This window comes from Limimonas halophila (genome assembly GCF_900100655.1).
Classification (GTDB): domain Bacteria; phylum Pseudomonadota; class Alphaproteobacteria; order Kiloniellales; family Rhodovibrionaceae; genus Limimonas; species Limimonas halophila.
Map to the genome: position 1 here is coordinate 458,830 of NZ_FNCE01000002.1, position 25,668 is coordinate 484,497.

Annotated in this window: 20 protein-coding genes; 14 read left to right on the forward strand and 6 right to left on the reverse strand. The window is 70.1% G+C overall.

Translation table 11 applies throughout. From position 1 onward, the window contains the following. Positions 1-105: 105 nt before the first annotated feature. The 9 genes from BLQ43_RS05185 to BLQ43_RS05225 all read left to right on the forward strand — a co-directional run bounded on the left by BLQ43_RS05185 (position 106) and on the right by BLQ43_RS05225 (position 13,293). Positions 106-1,329: a CaiB/BaiF CoA transferase family protein gene (locus BLQ43_RS05185; protein WP_090019047.1), complete on the forward strand. Its 1,224-nt coding sequence runs from the start codon at positions 106-108 to the stop codon at positions 1,327-1,329. 44 nt (positions 1,330-1,373) lie between these two features. Continuing rightward, the gene (locus tag BLQ43_RS05190) at positions 1,374-2,339 is read left to right on the forward strand and encodes an aspartate carbamoyltransferase catalytic subunit (RefSeq protein WP_090019048.1); all 966 of its coding nucleotides are present in this window, start codon (positions 1,374-1,376) and stop codon (positions 2,337-2,339) included. Beyond that, positions 2,336-3,655, forward strand: coding sequence for a dihydroorotase (pyrC, locus tag BLQ43_RS05195; protein ID WP_090019049.1), 1,320 nt, complete (start codon positions 2,336-2,338; stop codon positions 3,653-3,655). Before BLQ43_RS05190 ends, pyrC begins: the two co-directional genes overlap by 4 nt. Before the next feature lie 17 nt (positions 3,656-3,672). After that, positions 3,673-4,302, forward strand: coding sequence for a glycerol-3-phosphate 1-O-acyltransferase PlsY (gene plsY, locus BLQ43_RS05200; RefSeq protein WP_090019050.1), 630 nt, complete (start codon positions 3,673-3,675; stop codon positions 4,300-4,302). A gap of 218 nt (positions 4,303-4,520) precedes the next feature. Further along, on the forward strand, positions 4,521-4,862 hold the full coding sequence (locus BLQ43_RS05205) for an endonuclease domain-containing protein (RefSeq protein WP_090019051.1): 342 nt from the start codon (positions 4,521-4,523) through the stop codon (positions 4,860-4,862). Positions 4,863-5,175: 313 nt separating this feature from the next. Beyond that, a complete protein-coding gene (gene dprA, locus BLQ43_RS05210) occupies positions 5,176-6,324 on the forward strand; it encodes a DNA-processing protein DprA (protein ID WP_090019052.1) in 1,149 nt (382 codons plus the stop codon). 40 nt (positions 6,325-6,364) lie between these two features. Further along, complete coding sequence (gene topA / locus BLQ43_RS05215; protein WP_090019053.1) at positions 6,365-9,028, forward strand: type I DNA topoisomerase; 2,664 nt, start codon at positions 6,365-6,367, stop codon at positions 9,026-9,028. A 6-nt stretch (positions 9,029-9,034) separates the two neighbouring features. Continuing rightward, entirely contained in the window at positions 9,035-11,404 is a 2,370-nt protein-coding gene (gene rnr / locus BLQ43_RS05220) for a ribonuclease R (protein WP_090019054.1), read from the forward strand. 359 nt (positions 11,405-11,763) lie between these two features. After that, positions 11,764-13,293 carry a S41 family peptidase gene (locus BLQ43_RS05225; protein WP_143006163.1) on the forward strand — a complete coding sequence of 510 codons (1,530 nt, stop codon included), beginning with the start codon at positions 11,764-11,766 and terminating at the stop codon, positions 13,291-13,293. A 382-nt stretch (positions 13,294-13,675) separates the two neighbouring features. Here BLQ43_RS05225 and rpmG read toward each other — a convergent pair whose 3' ends face one another. From rpmG to BLQ43_RS05240, 3 genes are all read right to left on the reverse strand, one after another. Continuing rightward, positions 13,676-13,843: a 50S ribosomal protein L33 gene (rpmG, locus tag BLQ43_RS05230; protein ID WP_090019056.1), complete on the reverse strand. Its 168-nt coding sequence runs from the start codon at positions 13,841-13,843 to the stop codon at positions 13,676-13,678. A gap of 138 nt (positions 13,844-13,981) precedes the next feature. Further along, positions 13,982-15,385: a PleD family two-component system response regulator gene (locus BLQ43_RS05235; RefSeq protein ID WP_090019057.1), complete on the reverse strand. Its 1,404-nt coding sequence runs from the start codon at positions 15,383-15,385 to the stop codon at positions 13,982-13,984. A gap of 20 nt (positions 15,386-15,405) precedes the next feature. Next, entirely contained in the window at positions 15,406-15,783 is a 378-nt protein-coding gene (locus BLQ43_RS05240) for a response regulator (RefSeq protein ID WP_090019058.1), read from the reverse strand. Positions 15,784-16,062: 279 nt separating this feature from the next. Between BLQ43_RS05240 and BLQ43_RS05245 the strand changes: the two genes are divergently transcribed. Beyond that, positions 16,063-17,328 (forward strand): DNA polymerase IV, encoded by a 1,266-nt coding sequence (locus BLQ43_RS05245; RefSeq protein WP_090019059.1) that lies wholly within the window; start codon positions 16,063-16,065, stop codon positions 17,326-17,328. Positions 17,329-17,334: 6 nt separating this feature from the next. Here BLQ43_RS05245 and BLQ43_RS05250 read toward each other — a convergent pair whose 3' ends face one another. After that, complete coding sequence (locus BLQ43_RS05250) at positions 17,335-17,988, reverse strand: response regulator transcription factor (protein WP_090019060.1); 654 nt, start codon at positions 17,986-17,988, stop codon at positions 17,335-17,337. Between the two features lie 313 nt (positions 17,989-18,301). Between BLQ43_RS05250 and BLQ43_RS05255 the strand changes: the two genes are divergently transcribed. From BLQ43_RS05255 to BLQ43_RS05270, 4 genes are all read left to right on the forward strand, one after another. Further along, entirely contained in the window at positions 18,302-19,492 is a 1,191-nt protein-coding gene (locus BLQ43_RS05255; protein ID WP_090019061.1) for an aminotransferase class V-fold PLP-dependent enzyme, read from the forward strand. 12 nt (positions 19,493-19,504) lie between these two features. Then, positions 19,505-20,692, forward strand: a complete 1,188-nt coding sequence (locus BLQ43_RS05260; protein ID WP_090019062.1) for a malate--CoA ligase subunit beta — start codon at positions 19,505-19,507, stop codon at positions 20,690-20,692. After that, a complete protein-coding gene (gene sucD, locus BLQ43_RS05265; RefSeq protein ID WP_090019063.1) occupies positions 20,689-21,579 on the forward strand; it encodes a succinate--CoA ligase subunit alpha in 891 nt (296 codons plus the stop codon). The genes BLQ43_RS05260 and sucD overlap by 4 nt, the downstream gene beginning before the upstream one ends. Before the next feature lie 104 nt (positions 21,580-21,683). Beyond that, positions 21,684-22,649 (forward strand): 2-hydroxyacid dehydrogenase, encoded by a 966-nt coding sequence (locus BLQ43_RS05270; RefSeq protein WP_090019144.1) that lies wholly within the window; start codon positions 21,684-21,686, stop codon positions 22,647-22,649. Positions 22,650-22,671: 22 nt separating this feature from the next. Here BLQ43_RS05270 and BLQ43_RS05275 read toward each other — a convergent pair whose 3' ends face one another. Beyond that, positions 22,672-23,709 (reverse strand): agmatine deiminase family protein, encoded by a 1,038-nt coding sequence (locus BLQ43_RS05275; protein ID WP_218119126.1) that lies wholly within the window; start codon positions 23,707-23,709, stop codon positions 22,672-22,674. 68 nt (positions 23,710-23,777) lie between these two features. After that, the gene (gene aspS / locus BLQ43_RS05280) at positions 23,778-25,628 is read right to left on the reverse strand and encodes an aspartate--tRNA ligase (RefSeq protein WP_090019064.1); all 1,851 of its coding nucleotides are present in this window, start codon (positions 25,626-25,628) and stop codon (positions 23,778-23,780) included. Positions 25,629-25,668 lie beyond the last annotated feature (40 nt).

Genomic DNA, 25,668 nt, shown 5'->3' on the forward strand with positions numbered 1-25,668 from the left:
CTCCTATAGGAGAAAGGACCCTAGCCGCGATTCCGCCGCTACACTCAGGGCATGCGGTCGGTTTTGCTCATTGAGAGCGCGCACCCCACACCGAACGGAGGCGCCATGACGGGACCGCTGGCCGGCATCCGCGTGCTGGATCTCTCGCGCGTCCTCGCGGGGCCGAGCGCGACGCAGCTTCTGGGCGACCTGGGCGCGGAGGTCATCAAGATCGAACACCCCGAGCGCGGCGACGACACGCGCGGCTGGGGCCCGCCCTACGTCGAGACGGCGGACGACGCGCCCAGCGACCTGAGCGCCTACTTCTGCGCGGCCAACCGCAACAAGCAGTCCGTGGCGCTGGACATCGCCCGGCCCGAGGGTCAGCGCATCGCGCGCGAGCTGGCGGCGACGTCCGACGTCGTGGTGGAGAACTTCAAGGTCGGCGGCCTGGCGAAGTTCGGGCTGGCGTACGACGACCTGAAGGACAGCCTGCCCGCGCTGATCTACTGCTCCATCACCGGCTTCGGGCAGACGGGGCCGTACCGCCACGCGGCGGGCTACGACTACACCGTCCAGGGCATGGGCGGGATCATGAGCCTGACCGGGGAGCCCGAGGGCGAGCCCATGAAGGTGGGCGTCGCCATCGCCGACCTGATGTGCGGGATGTACGCCGCCACCGCCATCCTGGCCGCGCTGCGCCACCGCGACGCCACGGGGGAAGGCCAGCACATCGACCTGGGCCTGCTGGACACCCAGGTGGCGTGGCTCGCCAACCAGGGGCTCAACTACCTCACGACCGGCACGCCGCCGCCGCGCCACGGCAACGAGCACCCCAACATCGTGCCCTACAAGACGATGCCGTGCCGCGACGGCCACCTGATCGTGGCGGCGGGCAACGACGCCCAGTTCCAGCGCCTGTGCGCGGTGCTGGACCGTCCCGATCTGGCCGAAGACGCGCGCTTCGCCACCAACCGGGCGCGCGTGGAAAACCGGGCCACGCTCTACCCCATCCTCGACAACCTGATGCGCGAGCGGGACCTGGACACCTGGGTTCGAGCCCTGACCGACCGCGGCATCCCGTGCGGGCCGGTAAACACCCTGGACCGCGTCTTCGCCGACCCGCAGGTGCAGCACCGGGGCATGCAGCTGACGATGGACGCGCCGGGCACCGAAACCGGGCAGCTCGACCTGCTCGCCAACCCCATCGGATTCTCCGCCACGCCCGTCAGCTACCGCAGCGTCCCGCCCCGGCTGGGCGAGCACACCGAGGCGGTGCTGCGGGACGCGTTGGCCCTCGACGACGCGGCCATCGACCGTCTCCACAAGAACGGTGTCATCAGCCGGTAAGAGCGCTTGCCACCCCACCCGGCGCTTGGCACTGTCCGGCTTCGATGAGCGCCACCCCCGCCCCCACCGACCCCCTCGCTTCCATGCGCCACCTCCTCGCCATCGAGGGCATGCCCCGCGAGCAGGCGATCGCGCTGCTGGACAAGGCCGACGGTTACGTCGAGCACAGCCGCGCCGCCACCAAGAAGACCGACCGCCTGGCCGGGCGCACGGTGGTGAACCTCTTCTTCGAGAGTTCCACGCGCACGCGCACCTCGTTCGAGCTGGCCGCGCAGCGCCTGGGCGCGGACGTGATCAACATGGAAGTCGCGTGGTCGTCGATCAAAAAGGGCGAGACCCTGATCGACACCGCGATGACGCTGAACGCCATGCACCCGGATGCGCTGGTGGTGCGCGCGCCGGACTCGGGCGCGGTCAAGCTGCTGTCGGAAAAGGTCAACTGCGCCGTGCTCAACGGCGGCGACGGCGCGCACGAGCACCCCACGCAGGCGCTGCTGGACGCGCTGACCATCCGCCGCCGCAAGGGCGAGCTGCGCGGGCTGCGCGTCGCCATCTGCGGCGACATCGCGCATTCGCGCGTGGCGCGGTCGAACATCCACCTGCTCAACATCCTGGGCGCCGAGGTCCGCGTGATCGCGCCGCCCACGCTGCTGCCGCCGGGCATCGAATCCCTGGGCGTCGAGGCCTTCACCGACATGCGCGAGGGCCTCCAGGGCTGCGACATCGTGATGATGCTGCGCCTGCAAACCGAGCGCATGCAGGGGCACTACATCCCCTCCATCCGCGAATACTTCCGCTTCTACGGCCTGGACCACGCCAAGCTCGCCAGCGCCAAGCCGGACGCGCTGATCATGCATCCGGGGCCGATGAACCGCGGCGTGGAGATCGACACCGTCGTCGCCGACGACATCGACCGCTCCGTCATCCGCGAGCAGGTGGAAATGGGCGTGGCCGTGCGCATGGCGGTGCTGGAGGTCCTCGCCGGCCGCGCGGCGGAGGAAACGGCATGAGCGTGGACGTGGCTCCCGGCACGGTCGCCTACACCAACGCGCGCGTGCTCGACCCGGCGCGCGGGCTGGACGTGCACGGCGGCGTGCTCACGCGCGGCGGCGAGATCGTGGGGGCGGGCACGGACGTGACCGCCGACGGCGTGCCGGCCGACGCCGAGGTCGTGGACTGCGGCGGCGCCTGCATAAGTCCGGGGTTCGTGGACATGCAGGCACTGGTCGGTGAGCCGGGCCACGAGCACAAGGAAACCATCCACAGCGCCGGCGTGGCGGCGGCCTCGGCGGGGATCACCGCGATCGCCTGCCTGCCCAACACCGACCCCGTGATCGACGACGAGGCCGGGCTGGAGTTCGTCGCGCGCCGGGCGCGCGAAACCAAGCTGGTGAAGGTCTACGCCCACGGCGCCGTGACGCGGGCCTGCGCCGGGCGCGAGATGACGGAGATCGGCCTGCTGGCGGCGGCCGGCGCGGTGGGCTTCACCGAGGGCCTGACGCCCGTGACCGACCCCGGCCTGATGCGCCGGGCGCTGAGCTATGCCAAGACCTTCGGCGCCGTCATCAGCCAGCGCCCGGAAGAGCCGGCGATCGCCACGGGCTCGATGAACAGCGGCGCGCTCGCCACGCGGCTGGGGCTTAAGGGGCGCTCCCGCCACGCCGAGCTGATGATGATCGAGCGCGACCTGCGGCTCGCGGAAATGACGGGCGGGCGCCTGCACATCGGACCCGTCACGGCGGCCGAGAGCGTCGACCTCATCCGCCGCGCCAAGGACCGCGGGCTGGCCGTCACGGCTTCGACCGCGCCGCCCTACCTGACGCTCACCGAGGCGGCGGTGGGCGAGTACCGCACCTTCGCCAAGGTCGCCCCGCCCCTGCGCACCGAGGCCGACCGGCAAGCCATCGCCGCCGCCGTCGCCGAGGGCACGATCGACGCCGTGGCCTCCGACCACAACCCGCAGGACCAGGACTCCAAGCGCCTGCCCTTCGAGGCCGCCGCCGACGGCATGGCGGGGCTGGAGACGCTGTTCGCGCTCTCCCTGGCGCCGGTCCACGACGAAGGCGCGCGGCTGGTGGACGTGCTCCACCGCCTCACGGCCGGGCCCGCCGCCATCCTGGGGCTGGACGCGGGCCGGCTGGCGCCCGGGGCGCCCGCCGATCTGACGGTCTTCGACCCGGATGCGGCGTGGGTGATCGACCCGGACGCCTTCATCGGCAAGTGCAAGAACGCGCCCTTCAACGACATGCCGGTGCGCGGGCGCGTGCTGCGCACCGTGGTCGACGGCCGGCCCATCTACACCGCCGCCGAGTCCCGCGCCGCCTGACACGCTTCGGAGCCCGGATGCCCGATCCCATCGCCTGGGGCGCCGCCGGTCCCTACCTCGCCGCCGCGTTCGTGCTGGGCTACCTGCTCGGCTCGGTGCCGTTCGGGCTGGTGCTGACCTTCCTTGCCGGCAAGGGGGATCTGCGCAAGGTCGGCTCGGGCAACATCGGCGCGACGAACGTGTTGCGCGCCGCCGGCAAGCCCATCGCCGCGCTGACGCTGGTGCTGGACGCGGGCAAGGGGGCCGCAGCGGTCGCCGTCGCGTGGCAGTGGGGGCCGGACACCGCGCTCATGGCCGCCTACGGCTCGGTGCTCGGCCACCTCTTCCCGGTGTGGCTGAAGTTTTCGGGCGGCAAGGGCGTGGCGACGACGCTGGGCGTCCACCTGGTCATGGCGTGGCCGGTGGGCGCGGCCTGTTGCGGGGCGTGGCTGCTGGTGGCGGCGGTGACGCGCTATTCCTCGCTGGCCGCGCTGGTGGCCCTGGCGCTCGGCCCGGTCTTCGCGTGGTATCTCACCGCCGATATTCAGCTCGTGCAGTACGCCGCCATCATCGCCGCGATCGTCTGGCTCCGCCACGCGGGCAACATCAAGCGCCTGCTGACCGGGACGGAGCCGAAGATCGGCAGCGGCAAGCGCGCATCGCACTGACAGCCTCGCGGGACCGCCAAGTATCCTGATCGACCTGCGGTATGCGCCGACCTCCCCCGCGCCCATGCGCGGGGGAGGTCGATGGCCGGCAGGCCATCGGGAGGGGGCAAATTGCGAACGGCAATGAGCAACAACGACAGGCTCGAACGGCGAGGAAGCCTGTACGCGAAAGTCCGGTCCGTCTTGGTTGCACCTGCGCTCCTTGATACGCGGAAATCATGCGTGGGGCTCGCAAGCGCGCCCAACACATCCGCCAACGGCCAACTGAAGCCGAATGGCGATTGTGGTCACGATTGCGTCGGCGCCGGATCATGGGCGTAAAGTTTCGCCGTCAGCACGCGATCGGCCCCTATGTGGTCGATTTCGTATGCATGGCCCATCGGCTGATCGTGGAAGTCGATGGCGGCCAGCACGCGTTGCGACACGAACAGGACACCGCTCGGACAAGGTATCTGGAGGACCGCGGCTTTACCGTCGTGCGGTTCTGGAACCACGACGTGCTGCGCGATACGGATGCTGTTGTCGCTGCCATCCGCGACCATCTGATGTGTCGCACCTGATACGGACGCTCATTGAGCGGAACCTACGACAAGTCGAGGATGTACCAGCGGAGTCTCGCCAGGGTCCTTTCTCCTTTCAGGAGAAAGACAGAATGAGGCCATGAGTTCCGCTCATTGCGCATGCGTATGAGCGGCTCGCCCAAGCAGGCAACCCCCTCCCGGGCGCCTCTCGGCGCGCGACCTCCCCCTTCATGATGAAGGGGGAGGTTGGCGAAAGTGGATTCTGTCCATCCATATCAGACGAGTCCGAGAGTCACCCGAAGGGCCGCCCCAGCGGATTGACGGCACGGACGCGCTGCCTACCATCGCGTGCATGCCGCTTCGCCCGCCCGCCAACCGCGACGAGCTGCGCGCCTGGCTGCGCCTGATCCGCAGCGAGAACGTCGGCCCCGTCACCTTCCGCGACCTCCTCACCCGCTTCGGCGACGCCCAGGCGGCGCTGGACGCCCTGCCCGAGCTGGCCAAGCGCGGCGGCAGCAAACGCGCCATCAAGGTGGGCTCCAAGGCCGCCGCCGAGCGCGAACTGGCGGCCCTGCACGAGCTGGGCGCGGACATCCTGCCGCTCGGCAGCGCGGCCTACCCGGCGCGCCTCGCCGCCGTCCCCGACGCGCCGCCGCTCTTGTTCGCGCGCGGCAACACTCAGCTTTTGGAGCGGCCCGCGGTGGCGATGGTGGGCGCGCGCAACGCCTCCGCCAACGGGCGCAAGCAGGCGCGCGAGATCGCCGGGGAGCTGGCACGCCAGGGCATGCTCGTGGTTTCGGGGCTGGCGCGCGGGATCGACGCGGCGGCCCACACCGGCAGCCTCGCCGACGGCACGGCCGCGGTGCTCGCGGGCGGGCTGGACGTCATCTACCCGCCGGAGCACGACGAGCTTTACGCCGAGATCGGCGAGCGCGGCCTGTTGCTGGCGGAGAACGCGCCGGGCGTGCAGCCGCAGCACCGCCATTTCCCCCGGCGCAACCGCCTGATCTCCGGCATCGCCGTGGGCACCGTCGTGGTCGAGGCCTCGCCCAAGTCCGGCTCCCTCATCACCGCGCGCTTCGCCGGGGAACAGGGGCGCGAGGTCATGGCCGTGCCCGGCAGCCCGGCGGACGGCCGCGCCCGCGGCTGCAACCGCCTGCTCAAGCAGGGCGCCGCGCTGGTGGAAAACGCCCGCGACGTGCTGGACGCGCTGGCCGACGATCTGCGCCGCGAACCCGAGGAGCCGGAGCCCATGGCCTACGCCACCGGCAGCGCCCTGCCCGACGCCCTCGACGCCGAAGACCTGGAATCCGCGCGCGCCGCCGTGCTGGAACTGCTGGGTGCCACGCCGGTCGCGGTTGACGACCTGATCCGGGAGTGCCAATTGTCGCCGCCAGTCGTGGCGACTGCGATCCTCGAACTGGAGCTTGCCGGGCGCTGCCAGCGGCACCCCGGCAACCGCGTCGCCCTTTACCAGGAGGACGCATCCCGGACGCCCTGATCCGCCCCGGGTTGTGCGGGGCGAGAGAGTTGGTTCGCGCATGAACGTCGTCGTTGTCGAGTCCCCGGCCAAGGCCAAGACGATCAACAAATACCTGGGCGACGCCTACACGGTCCTCGCCTCCTACGGCCACGTCCGCGATCTCCCGTCCAAGGACGGCTCCGTCCGCCCCGACGAGGACTTCGCCATGGAGTGGGAGGTCGACAGCAAGGCCGACAAGCGCATCAAGGAGATCGCGCAGGCGGTGAAGCAGGCCGACGCCCTCTACCTGGCGACGGACCCGGACCGCGAGGGCGAAGCGATCTCCTGGCACATCCTGGAGGAGCTGCGGCGCCGGCGCGCCCTCAAGGGCGTGGACGTCAAGCGCGTCGCCTTCAACGCCATCACCAAGGACGCCATCCAGAGCGCCTTCCGGGAGCCGCGCGACCTCAACCAGGAGCTGATCGACGCCTACCTGGCCCGGCGTGCGCTGGACTATCTGGTCGGCTTCACGCTCTCCCCCGTGCTGTGGCGCAAGCTGCCGGGCAGCAAGTCGGCGGGGCGCGTGCAATCGGTGGCGCTGCGGCTGATCTGCGAGCGCGAAGCCGAGATCGAGGCCTTCAGGCCGCAGGAGTACTGGTCGATCACGGCCAGCCTGCTCAACACGGCGGAAGAGCCCTTTACCGCGCGGCTCACGCACCTGGACGGCGAAAAGCTCGGCAAGTTCGCGCTGCCCGACGAAACCTCGGCGACGCGCGCCAAGGAGCGCCTGGAAGCCGCCAGCCGCTTCGCCGTCGAGAGCATCGAGCGCAAGCAGACGCGCCGCAACCCGCAGGCGCCCTTCGCCACCTCGACGCTGCAGCAGGAAGCCTCGCGCAAGCTCGGCTTCAGCGCCACGCGCACGATGCGCGTCGCGCAGCGGCTCTACGAGGGCGTGGACATCGGCGGCACGACCGTCGGCCTCATCACCTACATGCGCACCGACGGCGTGCAGATGGCGCAGGAGGCCCTGGACTCCACGCGCGAGCTGATCGGCGCCCGCTTCGGCGGCGACTACCTGCCGGCCAAGGCGCGCCAGTACGCCACCAAGGCCAAGAACGCCCAGGAGGCCCACGAGGCCATCCGGCCCACCGACCTCTTCCGCACGCCGGAGGACATCGGCGGCTACCTGGACGACGAGGGGCGCAAGCTCTACGAGCTGGTCTGGACGCGCACGGTCGCCAGCCAGATGACCAGCGCGGTCTTCAACCAGGTCACCGCCGAGATCGCTGTCGACGACCGCATGGCGACGCTGCGCGCCACGGGCCAGACGCTCGCCTTCGCCGGTTTCCTGAAGCTCTACCGCGAGGGCCGCGACGACGACAGCGAGAGCGACGAGACCAAGCGCCTGCCCGAGCTGAGCGAGGGCGAGCGCGTCGCGCGCGAGGCCATCACGCCCGAGCAGCACTGGACCCAGCCGCCGCCGCGCTACACCGAGGCGACGCTGGTGCGCAAGCTGGAGGAGCTGGGCATCGGCCGCCCCTCCACCTACGCGCAGATCCTCCAGGTGCTGCAGGACCGCGACTACGTGCGCCTGGAGAAGAAGCGCTTCGTCCCCGAGGACCGCGGGCGCCTCGTCACGGCCTTTCTCACCAGCTTCTTCGACCGCTACGTGGAGTACGACTTCACGGCGAAGCTGGAGGACCAGCTCGACGAGATCTCCGGCGGGCGCGCGGACTGGAAGCAGGTGCTGCGCGACTTCTGGCAGCAGTTCCACGAGGAGGTGGAGCGCACCAAGGGCCTGCGCATGGCCGACGTGGTCGAGGCCCTGGACGCGGAGTTGGGACCGCACTTCTTCCAGCCGGACCCCGAGAACCCGGACGCCGACCCGCGCGAGTGCCCGCGCTGCGGCGGCCGGCTGGGGCTGAAGATCGGCAAGATGGGCGGCTTCATCGGGTGCGCCAACTACCCGGACTGCACCTATACGCGCCCGCTCATCGCCTCACAGGCCGGGGACGCCGCCGCCAGCACGGACAACGGGCCGCGCGAATTGGGCAAGCATCCGGAAAGCGGCGACGCGGTGACGCTGCGCACCGGCCCCTACGGGATGTACATCCAGGAGGGCGAGGCCCAGAACGGCCAGAAGCCGCGGCGCGTGTCGCTGCCCAAGGGCTACGACCCGGCCTCGCTGGACCTGCACACGGCCGTCGAGCTGCTGCGCCTGCCGCGCACGATCACGCAGCACCCCGAGGACGGGAACGACGTGGTCGCGGGCATCGGGCGCTATGGCCCCTACGTGCGTCACAACCGCACCTACGTCTCGCTGACCGCCGACGACGACGTCCTGACGATCGGCGAAAACCGGGCGATGGCGCTCTTGGCCGAGGGCAACAAGAAGGGCAAGCGCGCCAGCAATCAGACGGTGCTCGGCGAGCATCCAAGCGACGGCAAGCAGATCACGGCGGGCTCCGGGCGCTACGGACCCTATGTGAAGCACGGCCGCACCTTCGCCTCGCTGCCCGAGGGCGAGAGCCTGGAGACGATCACGCTCGACAAGGCGGTGGAGCTGGTGAACGCCCAGGCGGAGAAGAAGGGCACCAAGTCGGGCGGTAAAAAGGCCAGCTCGGGCGGCACCGCGAAAAGCGGCGCCAAGCAATCGAAAAGCTCCGGCGGCAATGCCAAAAAATCCGGCTCGAAGAAGGCCGCCCCCGCCGCCGACGACGGCGGCGCCTCGTCACAAGGCTAAGCGACCATGGCCAAGCCCAAGGGCAACCCGGCGGGCGAGGTTCCCTCGCGCGAGCAGTTGCTGCAGTACATCACCGAGGCCGGCGCGCCCGTCAAAAAGCGCGACATCGCCAACCACTTCGGCCTCAAGGGCGCGCAGCGCGAGACGCTCAAGGACATGCTGGCGGACCTCGAGGACGCCGGCGAGATCGAGCGCGGCGAGAAGCGCAGCTACCGGCCCGTGGGCGCCCTGCCCGAGGTGATGGTACTGGAGGTCTCCGGCCGCGACCCGGACGGCGAGCTGCTGGCCGACCCGGTGAACTGGGACACGGACCGCGAGCCGCCGGCGATCTACGTCTCCCCCGACCGCCAGGGCGAGCCCACGATCCAGCCCGGCATGCGCGTGCTGGCGCGCATGAAGCGGGAGGAAGCGGGCAGCTACGTCGCCACGCTGATCCGCGTGCTGGCGGGCGCGCCCAAGAAGGTGCTCGGCATCTACGAAAAGTCGGGCAAGCAGGGCCGCCTGCGCCCCACGGACAAGCGCGTGAAGCAGGAATACATCCTGCGCGACGCGGATGCGGGCGACGCCGAGCCCGGCGAGTTCCTGCTGTGCGAAGTAAAGCCGCACCACCGCCGCGCGCCGCTGCGCGAAGCCCGCGTCGTGGAGCGCCTGGGCGACGCCACCTCCCCCAAGGCGATCAGCCTGATCGCCATCCACGAAAACGACATCCCCGCCGACTTTCCGGATCAGGCGATCGCGGAAGCCGAATCCGCCGCTCCGGTCACGGCCGAGGGGCGCGAGGATCTGCGCGACATCCCGCTGGTGACGATCGACGGCGCGGACGCCAAGGACTTCGACGACGCCGTGCGCGCCGTGCCGGACGACGATCCGGACAACCCCGGCGGCTACCGCATCATGGTCGCGATCGCGGACGTGGCGCACTACGTCCGCCCCGGCAGCCAGCTCGACCGCACGGCGTGGCATCGCGGCAACTCGGTCTACTTCCCCGACCGCGTGGTGCCCATGCTGCCGGAGGGGCTGTCCAACGGCTGGTGTTCGCTGCGCCCGGGCGAGGACCGCGGCTGTCTGGCGACGGAAATCCGCATCGACCGCAACGGCAAGGCCCTGGAGCACCGCTTCACGCGCGGGCTGATGCGCTCGGCCGCGCGGCTGACCTACGAGCAGGTGCAGGCGGCCCACGACGGGACGCCCGACGAGACGACCGGCCCGCTGCTCGACGACGTCATCGAGCCGCTTTACGGCGCGCTCGACGCCCTGCTGCGCGCCCGCGCCAACCGCGGCACGCTCGACATCGACGTGGCGGAAAAGCAGGTGGTCGTGAACGAGCGCGGCGAGGTCACGGCCATCGAACCGCGCGCGCGGCTGGATTCTCACCGCCTGATCGAGGAGTTCATGATCGCCGCCAACGTGGCGGCGGCGGAAACCCTGGAAAAGCGCGAACAGCCGTGCATGTACCGCGTGCACGAGCCGCCGGACCCGGACAAGATCGAGTCGCTGCGCCAGACGCTCAACACCTTCGACGTCGACATCGCGCCCGATCAGGCCGGGCACCCCAGCGCCTTCAAGCGCGTCCTGGAACAGGTGCAGGACCGCCCCGAAGCGCCCATGATCAACCAGCTGGTGCTGCGCTGCCAGAGCCAGGCATACTACAGCCCGCACAACCTTGGGCACTTCGGGCTGGCGCTGGACCGCTACGCCCACTTCACCTCGCCCATCCGCCGCTACAGCGACCTGCTCGTGCACCGCGCGCTCATCGACGGGCTCAAGCTCGGCGGCGGGGGGCTCGCGGGGCACGCCGGCGAGTCCTTCGAGGAGACGGGCGAGCACATCTCCTTCACCGAGCGCCGCGCCCAGCAGGCCGAGTTCGACGCCATCGACCGCTTCACCGCCGCCTATCTGCGCGACCGCGTGGGCGGGGAGTTCCAGGGGCGGATCACGGGCGTCACCCACTTCGGGCTGTTCGTGATGCTGCACGAAACGGGCGCCGACGGCTTGGTGCCCATCGCCACGCTGCCCGACGACTTCTACCAGCACGACCCGCAGCGCCACTGCCTGGTCGGCAAGCGCTGGGGCCGCGTCTACCGCCTGGGCGACGGCGTGCGCGTGCGCCTCAGCGAGGCCGACGCCACCACCGGCGGGCTCGTGCTGGAGGTGCTGGAGGTCACCGAACCGGCCGGCGAGACGCACGAGCCGCAGGTCGGCGAGCGCGGCGGCCCGCACAAGGGCAAGCAGCGCAAGGCCGCCCGCGGCACGGCCACGGCACGCCAAGCCGAGCAGACCAAGAAGCGGTCCCAGAAGAAGGTCAAAACCTCCAAGACCGGCGGCTCGGGCAAGAGCAAGGGCACCGGCAAGCCGCCCAAGAAGCGCAAGGGCTAGGCGACAGCCGATCACGGCGTCGTGGCCCCGGGTGTTCAATTGGCCCCGCCATCAAGAAGATCGGGTGTTTTTCCGCCTGGTTTGCGACCACGCCCTCTTGGAAAGTCCCCGCGTCGTCCACCGCCTGAGCGCTTATCGCGCGCTGCGATTCGCACATTCCCTACCCGGGCCGCGGCTGGGAACACCGCCGCGCCGTGATTCCGTGATCGCCCGCCGGTTCAAAACCGCGGTCGCGCCGCCCGGCCGCCACGATCCTCTGGCGACCCCGCCCCTCGCCCGTTATGCTTACGCTGATGGAACCCAGGCGCGTTCGGACGGCGTACGCAGCGCGAAGGAAACATCGGTCACGGCCCCGCCGGATGGCCGCGGTGCCCGCGCTCGCGGCAAGCTTGCTGGTGGCCGGCGGATGCGGACACGCGTCAACGGCCGGGGATGAACCGGCATCGTCGCGGGAGCTCTTCGCCGCGGCCTACGAGGACATCGAAAGCGTCTACATCAGCGACGTGCCCCTTGGCGAGGTCGTTGTCGCCGGGCTGGACGACGCGCTGCGCGACTCCGGCCACATCCGGGTCGAGCGTGCCGGCGCCGAGATCGAACTGACCCGCGGCGCCGACACCCTCGCCAGCTTCGACGCACCGGAAACCGAATCGCCCGCCGCTTGGGCGGCCCTCACGGCCGGGGTGCTGACGGCGAGCGAGGCGCACGCCCCGGACGCGCTCTCGGACTCCCGCGCGCGGCGCCATGGCCGCGTGTTCGCCAGCATTCTCGACCAGCTCGACCGCTACTCGCGTTATTCAGGCGCGCTGGAAGCGCGCGACAACCGGGCGCGGCGCGACGGTTTCGGTGGCATCGGCGTGCGTACCGACTCCGGTGATGCGGGGTTGGAGGTGGTGTCCGTCGTCGAGGGCAGCCCCGCCGCCAAGGCCGGCATCGACTCCGGCGCCACCATCCTCGCCGTCAACGGTGAGCGCGCGACCGGGGCAGCGGCCGAGGCCGCTCTGGAACGGCTGCGCGGGCCGGTCGACGACACCGTGACGATCACCGTTGAGCGCGCCGAGTCCGACCGGCGCGAAACGCTCCAGCTCGCCCGTGCCTTCGTCGTCCCGCGCACTGTCTCGCTGACCATGCGCGAGGGCGTGGCGCATCTCAAAATCTCGGGCTTCAACCGCGACACGGCCGAAACCCTGCGCGCCAAGATCCGCCGCGCGGCCGCGGAAACCGGCGACCGGCTGAACGGCTACGTGCTGGATCTGCGCGACAACCCGGGCGGGCTGCTGGACGAGGCGGTGGACGTCGCCGACCTCTTCCTGCGCGAGGGGCGGATCGTGTCCACGCACGGCCGTCACCCCGACAGCCATCAGTACTTCGACGCCGGCGGCAGCCACGTCGCCACTGATGCCCCTGTGGTTGTGTTGGTGAACGGCGGCTCGGCCTCGGCCGCGGAAATCGTCGCGGCGGCCCTCCAGGACGCCAACCGGGCGCTGGTGGTCGGCACCGCCTCCTACGGGAAAGGCACGATCCAGACCGTCCTGCGGCTGCCCAACGCCGGGGAACTGACGCTTACCTGGGCGCGCTTCCACGCGCCCTCCGGCTACGCACTGTCCGGGCGCGGGGTGATGCCGGACGTGTGCACCAGCCGCGCTGCCGACGGCGGCGCCGGTGTGATCCGCACATTGCGCCAGGGCAACCAACCCATTCCGCGCACGGTCGTTCAGCGGCAGGTGCCGCACGACGACGACGCGCGCATCGACGCGCTGCGCTCGCACTGCCCCGCCCGCTCCGCAAGCCGGGATGCGGACCTCGCCATCGCAGTGAAACTGTTGCAGGATCGCACGCTGTACCGACGCGCCGCCGGGGAACGGCACGCCCTCTTGGCGCGCAAGCGCTGAGCGTCAGGTCGCGGTCCGGTACATTACGGTCGCTGGATAAATTCCCTGTCGCTGGATGCACGCACAAAAACGCGGCCGGCCGGGCATGGGCCCGGCCGGCGCGGATCGCGCTCCCGCTGCCAGTGGGATGAGCCGGCGCCGGAAGCGAAGGCCACGCCCCGCGAAAACGGCGGCCCGATCACGCGCTGCGTCCGCGGGCGCGGGGATTAGAGCATCGTGCGTGAATTCGTGTCTGCGGGCTGATCCGGAAACTTCGGTATATGGTCCTATTTTTCCAGTGCGAGCAGATTCACGCACGAGCAAGCGGGATCACGCCGGAACGGCCACGGTGGTGTGGGCGTGACAACCTGGATAAGCTGATTCCGCTTTACGGCGATCTGCTCTACTTCATCTTCTGCTCTTTGAAGAGCACGTGCTTCTGCGCCTTGGGATCGTACTTGCGGAACTGCAGCTTTTCCGTCTGCGAGCGCGTGTTCTTCTTGGCCACGTAGAAGTAGCCGGTGCCAGCGGTGCTCACCAGCTTGATCTGCTGCGTCGTCGGCTTCGCCATGGCGTTAGGCCCCTTCGGTTGGCGGGCACCGGGCCACGACCCCTCGCCCCAGCGAGCGCGGAATCACGGCCGGTTCGATCCGGATACGGCGGCGCACTGTACGGTTCGCGGCGCTTCCGTCAAGCGCGTGGCCGGCCGTCAGCCAGCGGCGTCGGTGTCGGCCGTCTCGCTGCTGGTTGCGTCCGCGGAACACACCCGGTTGCGGCCGCTTTCCTTGGCGGCATAGAGCGCTTCGTCCGCACGACCCAGAACGTCTTCGGCCATTTCGTCGGGATCGGTGGTGGCCGCCACACCGATGGAGATGGTCACGGGAAGCGGCTCGTCCATCTGCGGCGGATGGAAGGTGTGCTCGGCCACGCAGCGCCGCAGGCGCTCCGCTACCTCCTGCGCCTGATCGCCGCGCGTCTCCGGCATCACGACCACGAACTCTTCGCCGCCGTAGCGCGCGACAAGGTCGACGCTGCGCAAGTTGTCGCTGACGATGGACGCCAGCGTTTTCAGCACTTCATCGCCGACGTTGTGGCCGTGCGTGTCGTTGACGTCCTTGAAGTTGTCGACGTCGAAGATCGCCACCGAAACGGGTTTGCCGCTCGTGGCGATGTCCATGAGCTTCCGGTCGAGGTGCGTGGTCAGGTAACGCCGGTTGTACAGCCCCGTCAGCGAATCCGTGAACGCCATGGAGACGCTGCGCTGGATGCGCGAACGCAGGCGCTCGTGATAGCGGCGCCGCCGGATTTGCGTGCGCGTTCGCGCCAGCAGCTCGCCGCGGTCGATCGGCTTCACGACGTAGTCGGTCACGCCCAGATCCAGCCCCTTGGCAAGGCGCTGCATGTCCATGTCGTCCAGCACCAACAGCAGCGGGACGTGGCGCGTCTCTTCCTGCGTGCGGAACTGCGAGCACAGGCGCAGCCCGTCCTCGCCGTCCAGGTCGATGCCGACGATGATGAGGTCGAAGCCGGTTTCGCGGCCGGCCTTCAGCGCCTTGGCCGGATCGGCGACGTGGGTGACGTTGTGGCCTTCCTCGCGCAGGTGGCCGCAGGTGCGCTCGGCGGTCATCGTGCTGGTTTCGACAACCAGGATGCTGGCGGGCGAATCGTCTTCCTCGGTGTAGACGTCGCCCGTGCCCAACTGACCGTGCGTGGCCTGGCGCACGCGCAACTCGTCCAGCATCATCTTCAGCCGCGCAAGCGAGCGCACGCGCGCGAAGAGCGCGGTGTCGTTGACGGGCTTGGATAGGAAGTCGTCCGCCCCGGCCTCCAGGCCACGCACGCGATCCTGGGTTTCCGAGAGCGCCGTCACCATGACCACGGGGATGTGCGCAGTCGCGGGATCGGCCTTCAGGCGCTCGCACACCTCGAAGCCGTCCATCTCCGGCATCATCACGTCCAGCAGGATGATGTCGGGCGCCTGCTCCGCGGCGATCTCCAGCGCCTTGGGCCCGCTGTCGGCGGTGAGCACGTCGTAGTACTCCGCCGAAAGCTTGGCCTCCAGCAGCTTCACGTTCGCCGGGATGTCGTCGACAACCAGAATCCGCGCGGTCATGGACCCTTCCGCAAACGCCCTCAGGAGAGGAAGCGCTGTACCGTTTCCAGGAAATTGGCAACGGAGATCGGCTTCGCGATGTAGGCCTCGCAGCCGCCCTCGCGAATCTTTTCCTCGTCACCCTTCATGGCGAACGCGGTCACCGCAACCACCGGAATGTCCTTGAGGCTGTCATCCTCCTTGATCCACTTCGTCACCTCCAGCCCCGAAACCTCGGGCAACTGGATGTCCATGAGGATGAGATCGGGATGATGGTCGCGCGCCATCTTGAGCGCTTCCATCCCGTCGCGCGTTTGCAGGATGGAATAGCCGTGCGCCTCCAGCAGGTCGTGGAACAGCTTCATGTTCAGCTCGTTGTCTTCCACGACCAGAACGGTCTGGCCCTTCTCGTCCGCCATCTAAGCGTCCCGGGTTCGTTGCCGCGTTCGCACGCCTTTTAGCAAAGCGTGGTACCCCTTGTCACAATCAGCGGGCGCAGGTGCGCGCATATGCACCCGGCCGATCGGCCGGCGCGGGGGCGCCGGACGGACCACCGTTCGCAATCTGGACCATGCCACGTTAACGTTACGTAATGATCGGGCGCCGGGCGCCAAGGCCATGTCGTGCAGTGGTCCGCCCCACATCCGTCCCCGCACGCAGGCACGCCGCAACAAGGCCACGGCACGGACGGGGGCACCATGACGCCAGTCGAGAGCGTGTGCCGGCACTGCCTGACCCGGGCGACCGGGTATGCGGGCGGCGTGTGCGGGCAGTGTGGCAGACGTGCGCTGGTGGCGCACCCCGAACTTGGTGATCTCGCCCTGGCGCACCTGGACTGCGACGCCTTCTACGCCAGCGTGGAAAAGCGCGACCGCCCCGAACTGGCCGACAGCCCCCTTATCGTGGGCGGCGGCCGGCGCGGCGCCGTCATGGCCTGTTGCTATATCACGCGCATGACGGGCGTGCGCTCGGCCATGCCCATGCGGCGCGCCCTCGCCCTTTGCCCGGACGCCACGGTGATCCGGCCGGACATGGCGAAGTACCGCGAGGCCGGCCGGCACATCCGCCAACTGATGGAATCGGTGACGCCGCTGGTGGAGCCGGTGTCGATCGACGAAGCCTATCTGGACCTCTCGGGCACCGAGGCGCTGCACGGCGGCCCGCCGGCCCAGACCCTGGCGCGGCTGGTCCAGCGCATCGAGCGCGAGGTGGGCGTCACCGCCTCCATCGGGCTGAGCTACGCCAAGGTGCTGGCCAAGATCGCCTCGGGCGCGGACAAGCCGCGCGGCTTCGTGGCGGTGGGGCGCGGCGACGTCGAGGATTTTCTCGCGCCCAAGCCCGTATCGATCATCCCCGGCGTGGGCAGCAGCCTGGAACAGGCGTTGCTCCGCGACGGCATCTGCACCGTCGGGGACCTGGCCCGCCACGGCGAGTCGCAGTTGGTCGCCCGCTACGGCGCCATGGGCCGACGGCTGGCCCAGGTGGCGCGGGGGTTGGACGACCGGCCGGTGGCGCCGGGCGGCCCGCCCAAGAGCGTGTCCGCCGAAACCACCTTCGACAGCGACGTGGCGGCCACCGATGCCCTGCTGGCCGCCCTGTGGCCGCTGGCCGAACGCGTCTCCGCGCGCCTGAAGGAACAGGACCGCGCCGCCGGCTCGGTGCGCATCAAGCTCAAGACGCGATCCTTCCGCGTGCTTTCGCGCTCGCAACGGCTGGACGACCCCACCAAGCTGGCCGAACGCCTCTACGCCGTGGCCGCGCCGCTGGTCGAGCAGGCCGCGGGATACGGCCCGTTTCGGCTCGTCGGCATCGCGGCGGCGGAGCTAACCGACGGCGTCCATGCCGACCCGCCCAACCTCCTGGCCCCAGAACGCCAGCGCACGGCGGCCGTCGAATCGGCGATGGACGCCGTGCGCGCGAAGCTCGGCCCCGGTGCGATCACGAAGGGGCGCGGGCTCGGATGAGTCGGCTCAGCGCTTGCCGGCGCGGCCGAGGTAGAGCGCCACGGCGCCGGCCCGGCTGCGCACGTCCAGCTTGTCGTAGATGTTCTTCAGGTGGAACTTGACGGTGTTCGGGGATACCGACAGGCGCCGCGCGAGCTGGTCGTTGCTTACGCCCTCCGACAGCCCATCGAGAAGCTGGACCTCGCGCGCCGTCAGCCGCTCCAGCGGATCGCTGTCCAGGCCCGGCGAATCCATGCGCGGGAAGACGGTCCAGCCGGCCGCCACCTGCCCCACGATCTCCAAGAGGCGCTCGGGGTTCTCGCGCTTGGAACAGAACGCCGCCCCGCCCAGCGCCATGACATGGCGCGGCACACTGGGCTCCATGGCGCCGGTGTAGACGACGAGCCGCGGTGCGCCGGGCCGGTCGCGCACGGCCTGAAGCAGGTCGCGCCCCTCGTAGCCCGGCAGATTCCAGCCGATGATGCCCACGTCGAAGCGCGTGTCGCCGACGTGGCGCAGGAAGGTGGCGCCGTCGTGGCAGGTGGCGCGCACCTTGAAGCGCGAATCCTGCTCCACCAGCCGCTCGATGCCGGCGACCACCAGCCGGCTCTTGTCCGCGATGGCGAGGTCGACGGGCCGGCTGTCATCCGCCCCGGGGGTGACCGGTCGCGCGGGCCGCATGGGCGCCTCCCTGGCGTTCGCGTCGTTGTTGTCCCGCGCAAAACCTACCCGGACTGGCGGGCGGTTGCCTACCCGAATGCGTGGTGTCTTCCCACCCATAGGGGTGTAGCGACCCCGCCACCGCGCCGGCATTTTCGCCAGACCGATCGGGCCGAATCCCCGTTTTCCATCACCGATGGCGCGGCGCCGCCGGGTGTCGCGCACGGGCCGGTTGCCGCGCGCGACCGGGGCGTTGGGGCGGTGTGTGCCCGATCCTCAGCCAAATGCGACGCGATTGAACACAGGCCGCAGGCCGCGAGGGGGACGTTTCGCCATGGCCGGCTACCACCAGCTCTTCATCCCCGGTCCCACCAACATGCCCGACCGAATCCGGTCGGCCATCGACCGCCCGATGGAAAACCACCGCGCACCCGACTTCGGCGAGCTGACGCTGCCGCTGCTGGAGGACCTGAAGAAGGTCTTCAAGACGGAGCACGGCCGCGTCTTCGTCTTCCCGGGCACCGGCACGGGCGGCTGGGAAGCCACGATCACCAACACGCTCTCGCCCGGCGACACCGTGCTGGCGGCGCGCCACGGCCAGTTCTCCGATCAGTGGATCCAGCTCTGCCAGGCGCACGGCCTGAACGTGCGCGTCTGCGACCGCTCCTGGCACGAGGGCGCGCCGGTGCAGCAGTTCGCCGAGATCCTGCAGGCGGACACGGACCACGAGATCAAGGCCGTGCTGACCTGCCACAACGAAACCGCGACCGGTGTGACCAGCGACATCGCGGGCGTGCGCCGCGCGCTGGACGACGCGGGCCACCCGGCGCTGCTGTTCGTGGACGGCGTCAGCTCAATCGCCAGCCTGGACTTCCGCATGGACGAGTGGGGCGTCGACGCCGCGGTCACGGGTTCGCAAAAGGGCTTCATGATGCCCACGGGCCTCGCCATCGTGGCCGTCAGCCCGAAGGCGCTGGAGGCGGCGAAGACCTCGAAGCTGGGCAGCTTCTACTTCGACTTCCAGCGCAACGGCATGTCCCACCAGAACGGCTTCTTCCCCTACACGCCGGCGACGACGCTGCTCTACGGCCTGCGCGAATCCGTGAACATGCTGCTGGAAGAGGGCATGGACAACGTGGCCGCGCGCCACAACCGCCTCGCCGAGGGCGTGCGCAAGGCCGTCGACGCCTGGGGCCTGAGTCTGTGCGGCAACGACCCGGCGCTGCACTCCGACACCGTCTCCACCGTCATGGTGCCCGAGGGCGTCGACGGCGGCGCGGTCGTGCGCCACGCCTACGAGCGCTACGACATGGCGCTCGGCGGCGGGCTCGGCCCTCTGGCCGGCAAGGTCTTCCGCATCGGCCACATGGGCTACGTCAACGAGGTCATGCTGCTCGGCGCGCTCGCGGGCGTGGAGATGGCGCTCAACGACTGCGGCGCCGCGATTCAGCCGGGCTCGGGCGTCGCGGCGGCGCAGAACCACTTCCGCGCGGCCGGCGCGGCGACGGCCATGGCCGCGGAATAAAGGGGGCCCGCCATGGACGTTCACGAGTATCAGGCGAAAGAGCTGCTGGGCCGCTTCGGCGTTCCCGTTCCCCGCGGCGGCCTGGCCTACAGCCCCGAACAGGCGGCCTACCGCGCCCGCGAGCTGGGCGGCGACGCCTGGGCAGTGAAGGCGCAGGTCCACGCCGGCGCGCGCGGCAAGGGCGGCGGCATCAAGGTGTGCCGAAATCGCAACGAGGTCTGGGAGGCGGCGGACAGCCTTCTCGGCCACACGCTCGTCACGCCGCAGACCGGCGACGACGGCAAGGGCGTCTACCGCCTCTACGTCGAGGCGGCCCAAAAAATCGCGCGCGAGTACTACCTGGGCCTCGTGCTCGACCGCGAGGCGGAGCGCATCATGATCGTCGCCTCCGCCGCCGGCGGCATGGAGATCGAGGAGATCGCCCGCGAGCGCCCGGAGAGCGTGCACCGCATTGTCGTCGACCCCGCGGCCGGCCTGCCCACCTTCCAGGCGCGCGACATGGCCTTCGCGCTCGGCTTCACGGGTGGCGAGATCGCCCAGGTCATCCGGACCATCCAGGGTTGCTATCGGGCGTTCCGCGAGCTGGACGCCACGATGGTGGAGATCAACCCGCTCACGGTGACCGAGGACGGCACGGTGCTGGCGCTCGACTGCAAGATGCAGTTCGACGACAACGCCCTCTTCCGCCGCCCCGAGGTCGCCGACATGCGCGACCGCTCGCAGGAGGACGCGCGCGAGAGCCACGCCACCGACCGCGGGCTGAGCTACGTGGGTCTGGACGGCAACATCGGCTGCATCATCAACGGCGCCGGCCTCGCCATGGCGACGCTGGACATGATCAAGCAGGCCGGCGGCGAGCCCGCGAACTTCCTGGACATCGGCGGCGGCGCCACGCCCGAGCGTGTGGCGGAGGCTTTCAACATCGTCCGCAACGACGACAACGTGCGGGCGATCCTCGTGAACATCTTCGCCGGCATCAACCGCTGCGACTGGGTGGCCCAGGGCGTCGTCCAGGCGGTGCAGCAGACCGGCCTGGACCTGCCGCTGGTGGTGCGCCTCGCCGGCACGCACGTCGAGGACGGCCAGCGCATTCTGGACGAAAGCGGGCTGGACATCGTCAGCGGCCGCACGCTCAAGGAAGCCGCCGACAAGGCCGTCGGCGTCCTCACCGCCAACCGGGCAGCGGAGGCCACGGGATGAGCATCCTCGTCGACCGCAGCAACAAGGTCATCGTCCAGGGCTTCACGGGGCGCATCGGCAGCTTCCACGCCCAGGAGATGATGGAGGCGGGCACCAACGTCGTCGGCGGCGTCACGCCGGGCCGCGGCGGCGGCGAGCACCTGGGCCTGCCGGTGTTCGACACCGTCAGCCAGGCCGTGCGCGAGACCGGCGCCGACACCTCGATCATCTTCGTGCCGCCGCCCTACGCGGCCGACGCCGCGATGGAGGCCGCCGAGGCGGGCATCGAGCTGGCGGTGATGATCACCGACGGCATCCCCGCCCAGGACATGATGCAGGTGAAGCGCTACATCCGCCGCTACGAGCCGGAGAACCGCATCACCATCATCGGCCCCAACTGCTCGGGCGTGATCTCGCCGGGCGAGGCGCTGGCCGGCATCATGCCGACCAACATCTTTCTGCCGGGGCGCGTGGGCATCGTCTCGCGCTCGGGCACGCTGGGCTACGAGGCCGCGGACCAGATGAAGGCCCACGGCATCGGCGTGAGCACCAGCGTCGGCATCGGCGGCGACCCCATCAACGGCAGCTCCTTCAAGGACGTGCTGGCCCGCTTCGAGGCCGACCCCGACACCGACGCCGTGGTGATGATCGGCGAGATCGGCGGGCCGCAGGAAGCCGCGGCGGCGGAGTACATCCGCACCGGGATGTCCAAGCCCGTGACCGCCTACATCGCCGGCCTTTCGGCCCCGCCGGGCCGACGCATGGGCCACGCCGGCGCCATCATCCAGGCCGCCGGCGAAGCGGCCTCGGAAAAGGTGGCGCTGCTCAAGGACGCGGGCGTGGCGATCGCGCCCACGCCGTCGGAGATCGGCGACACCGTGGCTGACAGGCTGGCCGTCGCCGCCTAAAAACCGGGGATGGATGCGGCGGCGTCCATCCCCGTTCCGCATGCGGGTTCAGGGGCGGATGCCGCGGCGTCCGCCCCGTTTTCATGGCCGCCGGATGGAACGTGATGCCGTCTCGCCCGCGTGTCTTTGCCAGCCGCGACCTCCCCGCCGCCGTGCGCCAGCGCCTCGAGCGCGACTACGACGCCCGCATTAACGATTCCGACGTCTTTCTCAGCGAGGACGATCTCGTCGCGGCGTGCCAGGACGCCGAGGCCCTGATCCCGATTCCCGCCGACCCTGTGAGCGCCAACGTCATCGACCGCCTGCCGCCGACCTTCCGGGCCGTGGGCTGCTTTTCCGTGGGCACGGACCACGTGGACCTCGCCGCCGCCCGGCGGCGCGGCATCGCCGTGACGCACACGCCCGGCGTGCTGACGGAATCCACAGCCGAGATGGCGATCCTGCTGATGCTCGGCGCCGCCCGCCGCGCGCACGAGGGCGAAAAGGTGCTGCGCAGCGGCACCTGGCAGGGGGTCCGGCCCACCGAGCTTCTGGGCATGGAGCTGTCCGGCAAGCGGCTGGGCATCCTGGGCATGGGCCGCATCGGCGAGGCCACGGCGCGGCGCGCCCGCGCCTTCGGCATGACGATCCACTACCACAACCGCCGCCGCAGCGACGCCGAAACCGAGCTGGGCGCGATCTTCCACGAAACGCCCGACACCCTGATGGGGGCCAGCGACGTGCTCTCCATCCACGCGCCCGCGACGGCGGAAACGAAGCACATGGTGAACGCCGGGCGGCTGGCGAAGCTGCCCGAGGGCGCGGTCGTGGTGAACACCGCGCGCGGCGATCTGGTGGACGACGAGGCGCTGATCGACGCGCTCAAAAACGGCCACGTCTTCGCCGCCGGCCTGGACGTCTACGACGGCGAGCCGAACGTCCACCCCGGCTATTTCGGGCTGGAAAACGCCTTCCTCATGCCGCACCTGGGCAGCGCGACCGTGGAAACGCGCACGGCCATGGGCATGCTGTGCCTGGACAACCTGGACGCCGTCTTCGCCGGCACCGAACCGCCGCACCGGGCGGCGTGACCGCCATTCCCGGCGCGCCTCGTCAGCTTTCCACCACGCCGGTCGGCTGGGGCTGGGTGATGTGGTGGATGCCGCCGCCCGCACGCAGAACGTCCATCACCGGCACCTGCACCGTCTTGTGCTTCGGGAACGCCTTGGCGATCTTCTCGCGCGCACCGTCGTCGCCCGGGTCGTCGAACATGGGCACGACGACGCCGCCGTTGGCGACGTAGAAGTTGATGTAGGACAGCGGCAGCCGCTCGCCGTTCGATCCCTTCTTGGGCTTCGGCTGCGGCACCTCGATCACCTCCAGCTGCTCGCCGCGGGCATCGGTGGCGGCGCGCAGCCGCGCCAGGTTGTCCTGCAGGACCGGATAGTTGACGTCCTCGGGGTCGTTGCTGGTCAGCGCCACCACCACCCCGGGCGCGACGAAGCAGGCGAGGTTGTTGACGTGCCCGCCGGTCGGGTCGTCGGCCAGCCCCTCGCCCAGCCAGATGACCTTGCGCGCGCCCAGCAGCTCGCACAACTCGTGCTCGGCCTGGGCGCGCATCAGGCTCTCGTTGCGGCGGGAATCGAAGACGACGGATTCGGTCGTCAGGACCGTGCCCGCACCGTCCGTGTGAACGGCGCCGCCCTCAAGCACCAGGGGGGCTTCGTAGCGCGGCACGTCCAGGTGCGCCAGCAGCTTGCGCGCCACGGCAGCATCGGACGCGAAGGGTGTGTAGCGCTCGCCCCAGCCGTTGAAGATCCAGTCGATGCCCGCGACGTTGCCCGCCCCGTCCGCCAGGAAGGTGGGGCCGCTGTCGCGCATCCAGGAATCGTCGTGCTCCATGGGCACGCAGCCCACGCCGCTGCCGCAGCGGAGGCTCACGTCCGCCACGGTCGCCGGCTCCGCGATCATGGTCACGGGCTCGAAGCGGGCGATGGTGCGCGCGATCTGCGCGTAGCAGTCGCGCGCGATGTCCAGGCCGTCGGGCCAAATGGATTCGCGAACGGGCCACGCCATCCAGCAGCGCCAGTGCGGGGCCCATTCGGGCGGCATGAAAAAGCCATCGGCCCGCGGCGTCCGCGGCGTCGCCATGAAACCTCCGGGCGGTCCAGCCGGACTCTATACCGGGCGTCGCGACTCGGCCAAGCGCCGGTTGGCGCTCAGCTCGAAGCCGACGCGCCGCCCCCCTGGCTTTCCGCGCCCGGGCCGCCGCCGGCACTGCGCTTGGGCTGCTTGCGGATGCTCAGGCCCAGCTCCTTGAGGCGGCTGTCCGGCACCTCCGCGGGCGCGCCCATCATCAGGTCCTCCGCCCGCTGGGTCATCGGGAAGGGCACGACCTCGCGGATGTTGGGCTCGCCGGCCAGCAGCATGACGATGCGCTCCACGCCCGGCGCGCAGCCGCCGTGCGGCGGCGCCCCGTACTTGAGCGCGTTGAGCAGGCCGGAGAAGCGCTCCTCCACCTGATCCGCCGAATAGCCGACGATGCCGAAGGCCTTGTACATGATCTCCGGCACGTGGTTCCGGATCGCGCCCGACGACAGCTCGACGCCGTTGCAGACGATGTCGTACTGACTGGCCTTGATGGTGAGCGGGTCCTGGTTCTCCAGGGCTTCCAGCCCGCCCTGCGGCATGGAGAAGGGGTTGTGGGAGAAGTCGATCTCCCCCGTCTCCTCGTCCAGCTCGTACATCGGGAAGTCCACGATCCAGCAGAACTTGAACTCCCCCTCCGGGATCAGCTCCAGCTCCTCGCCCAGCTTGGTGCGCACCGTGGCGCCGAAATCGGCCGCCGCGTCGGGCTTGTCGCAGACGAAGAAGACCGCGTCGCCGTCGCCGACCCCGGCCGTGTCCTTGATCTGCGCCAGGCGCTCCTCGTCCAGGTTCTTGGCGATGGGGCCCTTGGCCGTGCCGTCGGCGGCGAAGTTGATGTAGCCCAGGCCCGGCTTGCCCTCTTTCTGCGCCCAGCTGTTCATCCCGTCGAAGAAGCTGCGCGGACGCGAGGACGCACCCGGCGCCGGCACCGCGCGCACCACCGCGCCGGTTTCGACGGCCTTGGCGAAGATGCCGAAGCCCGAGCCGCGGAAGACCTCGGTGACAAAGCTCATCTCGATGGGGTTGCGCAGGTCCGGCTTGTCGGTGCCGTACTTGCGCATGGCCTCGGCGTAGGGAATCCGCGGATACGGCGGCTGGGTGACGCTGGCCTCCCCGCCGAACTCGTTGAACACGCCCGTCAGCACCGGCTCCAGAACGTTGAAGACGTCCTCCTGGGTGCAGAAGCTCATCTCGAAGTCGAGCTGGTAGAACTCACCCGGCGAGCGGTCGGCGCGGCTGGCCTCGTCGCGGAAGCAGGGCGCGATCTGGAAGTAGCGGTCGAAGCCCGCGATCATCAGCAGCTGCTTGAACATCTGCGGCGCCTGGGGCAGCGCATAGAACTTCCCGGGGTGCAGGCGGGCCGGCACCAGGAAGTCGCGCGCGCCCTCGGGGCTGGACGCCGTCAGGATGGGCGTCTGGTACTCGCGGAAGCCCTGCGCCTCCATGTGCCGGCGCAGCGCCGAGATGACGTCGGAACGCAGCTTGATGTTCTCGTGCATGCGCTCGCGCCGCAGGTCCAGGTAGCGGTGGCGCAGGCGCACCTCCTCGCCCGCGTCCTCGTCGGAGTTGACCTGCAGCGGCACCTGCGCGGCCGCCGAGAGCACCTCGAAGCTCTGGATGCGGACCTCGATCTCGCCCGTCAGCAGGCTCGGGTTGACCGTCTCGGCCTCGCGCTGGACGACCTGCCCCGTGATGCGCACCACGCTTTCCACGCGCACGCGCTCCACCTCGGGGAAGATGTCGCTGGAGACGTCGGTAACGATCTGCGTCAGGCCGTAGTCGTCGCGCAGGTCGATGAAGAGCAGCTGGCCGTGATCGCGCTTGCGGTGGACCCAGCCGGAAAGCCGGACCTCCCGGCCCACATGGTCGCGGCGCAGGTCGCCGCAGGTGTGCGTGCGGTAGGGATGCGTGTGCTGCGTCATCACGGCGCCATCGCGTTGTTGGCAGGGGTTTGCGAAGCGG

What these genes read in the sequence shown, in the direction of transcription:
- BLQ43_RS05240 (WP_090019058.1), bottom strand. Translation starts at nt 15,783, where the DNA reads ATGGCGGACGAGAAGGGCCAGACCGTTCTGGTCGTGGAAGACAACGAG.
- BLQ43_RS05235 (WP_090019057.1), bottom strand. Translation starts at nt 15,385, where the DNA reads ATGACCGCGCGGATTCTGGTTGTCGACGACATCCCGGCGAACGTGAAG.
- rnr (WP_090019054.1), top strand. Translation starts at nt 9,035, where the DNA reads ATGGCCAAGCCCAAGGGCAACCCGGCGGGCGAGGTTCCCTCGCGCGAG.
- BLQ43_RS05190 (WP_090019048.1), top strand. Translation starts at nt 1,374, where the DNA reads ATGAGCGCCACCCCCGCCCCCACCGACCCCCTCGCTTCCATGCGCCAC.
- BLQ43_RS05275 (WP_218119126.1), bottom strand. Translation starts at nt 23,709, where the DNA reads ATGGCGACGCCGCGGACGCCGCGGGCCGATGGCTTTTTCATGCCGCCC.
- topA (WP_090019053.1), top strand. Translation starts at nt 6,365, where the DNA reads ATGAACGTCGTCGTTGTCGAGTCCCCGGCCAAGGCCAAGACGATCAAC.
- BLQ43_RS05225 (WP_143006163.1), top strand. Translation starts at nt 11,764, where the DNA reads ATGGCCGCGGTGCCCGCGCTCGCGGCAAGCTTGCTGGTGGCCGGCGGA.
- plsY (WP_090019050.1), top strand. Translation starts at nt 3,673, where the DNA reads ATGCCCGATCCCATCGCCTGGGGCGCCGCCGGTCCCTACCTCGCCGCC.
- pyrC (WP_090019049.1), top strand. Translation starts at nt 2,336, where the DNA reads ATGAGCGTGGACGTGGCTCCCGGCACGGTCGCCTACACCAACGCGCGC.
- aspS (WP_090019064.1), bottom strand. Translation starts at nt 25,628, where the DNA reads ATGACGCAGCACACGCATCCCTACCGCACGCACACCTGCGGCGACCTG.
- BLQ43_RS05255 (WP_090019061.1), top strand. Translation starts at nt 18,302, where the DNA reads ATGGCCGGCTACCACCAGCTCTTCATCCCCGGTCCCACCAACATGCCC.
- BLQ43_RS05250 (WP_090019060.1), bottom strand. Translation starts at nt 17,988, where the DNA reads ATGCGGCCCGCGCGACCGGTCACCCCCGGGGCGGATGACAGCCGGCCC.
- BLQ43_RS05185 (WP_090019047.1), top strand. Translation starts at nt 106, where the DNA reads ATGACGGGACCGCTGGCCGGCATCCGCGTGCTGGATCTCTCGCGCGTC.
- BLQ43_RS05270 (WP_090019144.1), top strand. Translation starts at nt 21,684, where the DNA reads ATGCCGTCTCGCCCGCGTGTCTTTGCCAGCCGCGACCTCCCCGCCGCC.
- rpmG (WP_090019056.1), bottom strand. Translation starts at nt 13,843, where the DNA reads ATGGCGAAGCCGACGACGCAGCAGATCAAGCTGGTGAGCACCGCTGGC.
- BLQ43_RS05205 (WP_090019051.1), top strand. Translation starts at nt 4,521, where the DNA reads ATGCGTGGGGCTCGCAAGCGCGCCCAACACATCCGCCAACGGCCAACT.
- BLQ43_RS05260 (WP_090019062.1), top strand. Translation starts at nt 19,505, where the DNA reads ATGGACGTTCACGAGTATCAGGCGAAAGAGCTGCTGGGCCGCTTCGGC.
- dprA (WP_090019052.1), top strand. Translation starts at nt 5,176, where the DNA reads ATGCCGCTTCGCCCGCCCGCCAACCGCGACGAGCTGCGCGCCTGGCTG.
- sucD (WP_090019063.1), top strand. Translation starts at nt 20,689, where the DNA reads ATGAGCATCCTCGTCGACCGCAGCAACAAGGTCATCGTCCAGGGCTTC.
- BLQ43_RS05245 (WP_090019059.1), top strand. Translation starts at nt 16,063, where the DNA reads ATGACGCCAGTCGAGAGCGTGTGCCGGCACTGCCTGACCCGGGCGACC.